At 50.8% G+C, this 5,000-nt stretch carries 5 protein-coding genes and 1 pseudogene; 2 read left to right on the top strand and 4 right to left on the bottom strand.

All coding sequences use genetic code 11. From position 1 onward, the window contains the following. Positions 1-17: 17 nt before the first annotated feature. Positions 18-254, top strand: coding sequence for a hypothetical protein (locus IGR76_16210; GenBank protein ID MBF2080010.1), 237 nt, complete (start codon positions 18-20; stop codon positions 252-254). A 46-nt stretch (positions 255-300) separates the two neighbouring features. Here IGR76_16210 and IGR76_16205 read toward each other — a convergent pair whose 3' ends face one another. From IGR76_16205 to IGR76_16190, 4 genes and pseudogenes are all read right to left on the bottom strand, one after another. Next, on the bottom strand, positions 301-1,221 hold the full coding sequence (locus tag IGR76_16205; GenBank protein MBF2080009.1) for a M23 family metallopeptidase: 921 nt from the start codon (positions 1,219-1,221) through the stop codon (positions 301-303). 333 nt (positions 1,222-1,554) lie between these two features. Continuing rightward, the gene (locus tag IGR76_16200) at positions 1,555-1,752 is read right to left on the bottom strand and encodes a hypothetical protein (GenBank protein MBF2080008.1); all 198 of its coding nucleotides are present in this window, start codon (positions 1,750-1,752) and stop codon (positions 1,555-1,557) included. Between the two features lie 35 nt (positions 1,753-1,787). Further along, on the bottom strand, positions 1,788-3,347 hold the full coding sequence (locus IGR76_16195) for a protein kinase (GenBank protein ID MBF2080007.1): 1,560 nt from the start codon (positions 3,345-3,347) through the stop codon (positions 1,788-1,790). Positions 3,348-3,503: 156 nt separating this feature from the next. Then, positions 3,504-4,418 (bottom strand): annotated as a pseudogene (locus tag IGR76_16190) (LysR family transcriptional regulator). Between the two features lie 278 nt (positions 4,419-4,696). Here IGR76_16190 and IGR76_16185 point away from each other — a divergent pair. Then, on the top strand, positions 4,697-5,000 hold a 304-nt coding region (locus IGR76_16185; protein MBF2080006.1), incomplete at its 3' end, for a hypothetical protein.

The following is a 5,000-nucleotide window of genomic DNA, read 5'->3' as shown; positions in this document are numbered from 1 at the left end:
TGGGCTTAGCGTATGACGTGACTCCAGATTTAGATGTGGCCCTGGATTATCGGGTGTCGTGGACCGTCTTTACCGAGGACGACAGAGATGATTTTTACAACCAAGTTACCGCTTCAGTAATCTACGACCTAACCTCCAGAACCCAACTGAGTGCCTATGGCGGGTTTAGTTTTGGCGACTCTACTCGCTCGGATATTAACTTCAATAGCGGCGTTTTTGGCCTTGGCATTAACTTTGCCCTGCCGCTGTTTTAATGCATATACCCTCTGAATATCCTGGCGATCGCTCGACTCTGAAGAATTAAATTGGGGGATAGACATTAGGCGATCGCCTGACGCTAGGCGAAGAGTCTTGCTCAGGAGCGGTGGGAGGGGCAATCGGTGCATTGAAACCGGGTTGCTCCTGGAAATTATCAGGAGATTGGGGCGATCGCGGTGAAAGATCGGGACTTTGCAATGGCTCGTCTGATGGTGTGATTAAAACCTCTGGTTCTATGACCTCTCCGTTCTCAACCGATGCCTTTGGCTCAAGGGCTTGCTCAATAAATCCTTTCCACCCCGGCACATGTTCGCCCGTAACTGGGTTTTCGGTTCCATGTTTCCGCTGCTGAAAATGGAGATGAGGGCCTGTTGTTCCGGCTCCGGTATTGCCAATGGTGCCAACTTCGTCCCCCGCCATCACCGTTGCCGTTCCCCTAGGCGCACAGACGGAGGAATCCAAATGGGCGTAATCAAAGGCAAATTCCTGACCGTCTGAATAGGTCGAAACATTATTGCCCCCAATGGGATCAAACCAGCAGGTAATCTTAACTTCTGCCCCTGGATTGCCAATCGCATAGACGGGGATGCCCGTTGAGTCCTGCCCGTTGGGTAAGGCCACGTCAATCCCCATGTGGTTATGATTCCATCCTTGGGTTACCACGAGATTCAAAATGTGATCACCAGGTTGCGCTTCCGATTGGTCAAGCTCAGATGATGCGGTAAAGATCATGCGGGGATCCCATACCGACGGCGAACGGTGGGTCAGAATTACGAGGAGGGCAACGCTGATCAGCAGCAGCATCCAGGTTGTGAACCTTGTCTTTTTTTTGCTGGGTACGCGGTGGGGCGCAGCAGGCTGAATCGGTTTGGATGTCGGTTGGGTATCGGCAATGGAAGCCGCATTCTGGGCTGGAACACGGCAAAGCTGACGCATTCGATCTAAATCATCTTGGCGACCCATAAAATTCCCCCAGCGGTATGAGTAGGCTTCACGCGGCGAACAGCCCATAACGAGCTTTTCGGTCTGAGACCGCTTCGAATGGATGACCCCTCAGATTACTCAAATTATAGTCATTGACTATCAGACAACGCTAGATCTATGGTCATGATTACGGTATGAGTCTTTTGGTGCCTAGAGTGTAGAGTAAATGCGATCGCCCCAGGATAACAAAGAATTTTAGATGCACCTGCCCACAATTCTTTAAACAGCTAAAACAGCCATTCACTACCGCAATGCAGCACAGTGGTAGGCTTGATCCAATGGAGGTAGGTTGCTGGGTGTGGTAGAGGAGAATTAGTCAACAGCGTCACACATTGATCCATAGTGGCGTTCCACTCGTCCGCTTGGCGTAAATTCAGTACACCACTGCCCGTCAGCAATCCAGACGTTGAACCGATGGTAGGCATAGCTGGTTACTAACGCCCCTAAAAACGCTGCAATACCAAAAACAATTAATATCGCCCAGGGAATTTTGCCTTGGGAAATTTGCATTTTGAATCGTACCTCATCAGAATTTCTTGTTGCGACTATAGCAGAGCGGACAGGATTTTATAAATCAGACGGAAAACCGTTGTTCCGGCGATCGCCAGACCCGCCGTCAGCCCCGCAATCACCACCACGGCCACGCGGGGACTTTCAGCAATCAGCGTCCCTGCAACACTGTGCAATGGCGGCACCAGCAAAACGACAGCTAGCGTAATGGCCACAATGATCAACGACTTCCACCGTTCAATAACTCGCTGTCTTTGCAGCACAATCAAAATGGCGATCGCCCCAAGCCATGCACCCGATCCGGCTAGAACTGTCAGCCCAAAGCTGGCAAGGGCGATCGCCAACAGCCCCCCCTCAAACCCCGTAAACGCCGCATTGAGCAATAAATCTACGGTTGAACGGGACACCACTGGAGCTGGAGGAGCCGCTTTGGCCGCGGGAACGGGCGATGCAGGTTTCGGTGGTGCGGGGACTGCAGCAGCGGCAGGCGTGGGTGTAATGGGCGGTGCAGCGGATGGTTGCGACTGAAGGGGAGGGGGGGAGGGGGCAGCGGCGGCGGCAGAGGGGGCTGAAGGTGTTGGGTTAACTCCAAACCGCGAAGGCGGCGGCGGGGACGATGAAGCAGGAGTCTTGGTTTGGGCGGCCAGTCGAAGGGCTTCAATCACCTCATCCGCAGACTGAAACCGTTGGCTTGGCGTTGCCAGCAACATCCGATTCAAAATCGCCTCCAGCCAATCGCTAACCTGGGCATAGGCACGCCAATTCCAGGTGTTACTGTAGGGATCAAAGAGTTCGTTCGGTTGCTTCCCCGTCAACAGCGTAATGCAGGTCACGGCTAGGGCATAAAGGTCAGTGGCGGGATAGACGATGTTGCCTGCCATCTGTTCTGGAGGCGCAAAGCCCATTGAATAAATACCTGTGGACGATTGGGCCGGCTGTCCGGCTCCGGCAGCAATTTGCTTGACGGCACCAAAATCCAGCAGGTGTAGCACTCCGTTGCGATCGCGCATGATGTTGGAGGGTTTAATGTCGCGATGGATAGACCCGTTATCGTGGACAAAGCGCAGAATTTTCAACACTTCAATCAGGACTTCTAAAACCTCGCTTTGGGAGAATGCCCCTTTTTGAGCCTGCTCATGTTCGAGATCCTGACCATCAATAAATTCTTGAACCAGATAAAAAAACTGGTCATCGGGTGCGCCCCGACGTTGACTGGGAACCATTAATGGAAAAAATGCTAGTAAATCCGGAATCTGAGGATGGCGATTGCCCAGCTTTTCCAGCACTTCTCCCTCTCGTTCAAACAACTCTTGAGCCACCCGCATCTGGTCAGGATTGAGGTTACCCGATGGCTGAAACAGTTTGACCACACACTTCCGCATGGCTGGCGTATAGCGGTCAATCGCGAGATAGGCGGCTCCAAATCCTCCTTGCCCAAGTAAACGGGTCGGAATATAGCGTCCGATCAGGATTTGGGGCATTCCACAGGTGGTGCAATATTTTTGCTGCACAGTCTTCAGGGTTGCGTTGTCATCCAAATCGGTGAACTGGTTGATTGGACGGGGACAGCCAGGACGAGTGCAGTGTGTTTGCATAACAGATCAGGATTAGCTTCCACCAGGTTGAGAGGTGATTTCAAGAGAGGATGTCTCTGCAAATTCTAAAACATCCACTTTGGAATCTGCGGTCAATGATGTATCCTCTGCCTTCGAAGAATTAGCCTCTGAGTCTGGTGGGATGGGAACATGGGTGGCAAACTGCGGCAAAATTTCTTGATTAAACGCTTCTGCGGCCTTGGATCGGTAACGATTGGGGTTGTAGATCACGGATAGCGTCCGATTTACAACCACATCATTAATTTTTGCCCGGTGTAAGACCCCCATCTGAAGCTCTTTCTCGATGGCTGAGATAGACACAAACGCCGCACCTAGGCCAGCTTGGACGGCATTTTTAATCGCTTCAATGGAATTTAGCTCCATTTCAATTTTCAATCGGCGGGTTTCAATTCCGCATCGGGTCAAAACTTGATCAATAACCTTACGGATCGTGGACTGGGAGTCTAGAGTAATGAACTGGAGCTTGTACAAATCATCCTTCTGAACCGTACCCAGGCGGGCTAAGGAATGAGAAACTGGCAGGATAAGTGCGAGTTCGTCTTCTGCGTAGGGAATAATTTCTAAAGAGTCCTGTAATTCTGGAGGAACTTCCCCGCCGATAATGGCAAGATCAACTTGTCCGTTCGCAACGCTCCACGCTGTTCGGCGCGTTGAATGGACATGGAGCTGTACCGCAACATCCGGATAGCGCTGACGAAAACGGCCAATCATCCGGGGTAGTAGGTACGTTCCCGTTGTTTGGCTTGCGCCTACAATGAGGGTGCCTCCCTGTAAATTCTGCAAGTCTTCAATGGCGCGACAGGTTTCCTGGCATAGGCTCAAAATGCGATCGCCGTAACTGAGCAGTAAATGCCCCGCCTCAGTCAACTGAGCGCGACGACCGCCTCGGTCAAAAAGGGGAACATCCAACTGTCGCTCCAAGTTTTGAACCTGTAGACTCACCGCAGGTTGCGAAACGTAAAGACTATCTGCGGCTCGCTTGAAGCTTCCCTCCTGGGCAATTGCCTTCAAAATTCGCAGTTGGTCAAGGGTGAAAGGAAGGTCGGACATGACTGCTAAACCTGCAAGAGAACAGTTGGTATTTGCCAAGAACAATAACGGGAACGATGGTCGATTGCCACTCATCCACACCTTTATACGTTACAGAACTATGAAACAGGCGTGCTTAAAATCAGTGTCCTCAACACAATACCGGATCGATCATCATGAATGGTAGCGAGTTTCGCGTTGATACTATCGCTGTTTTGGCCTATTCAGGGATCAAGGATTATTAAGTTTCGTAGATTATGTCTAAATGTAACGGTTGAATCATCAAGAGTACTGGATGTATGAATAAGGAGGTTGTCCAAGACTTTCTGAATTTACCAGGAATTGCTGGCATTGCCCTGATGGATGGGCGATCGCGGCCCTATTTCTTTGGGATTGACCAAGCCCTCAACTTTCAACAAAAGGAGACGCTGGCGTTGGGCATTCAGCAAGTCATTGAAACAACTCCCGCTGACTTTGAATTTTTTGAATTTCAGTTTGTCGGGCATCAAATTCACATCTACAAGCTATCGCACGGCATTATTTTGCTCGTAATTGGTCACAGCAAGAAGCACACCGTATTGAGAATAAGGCGTTTCCTTCAGT

The sequence above is a fragment of the Synechococcales cyanobacterium T60_A2020_003 genome, from assembly GCA_015272205.1.
Lineage (GTDB): Bacteria > Cyanobacteriota > Cyanobacteriia > RECH01 > RECH01 > JACYMB01.
Note: the sequence above shows the minus strand (reverse complement) of the source record. Positions and strands in the feature narration are given on the sequence as shown.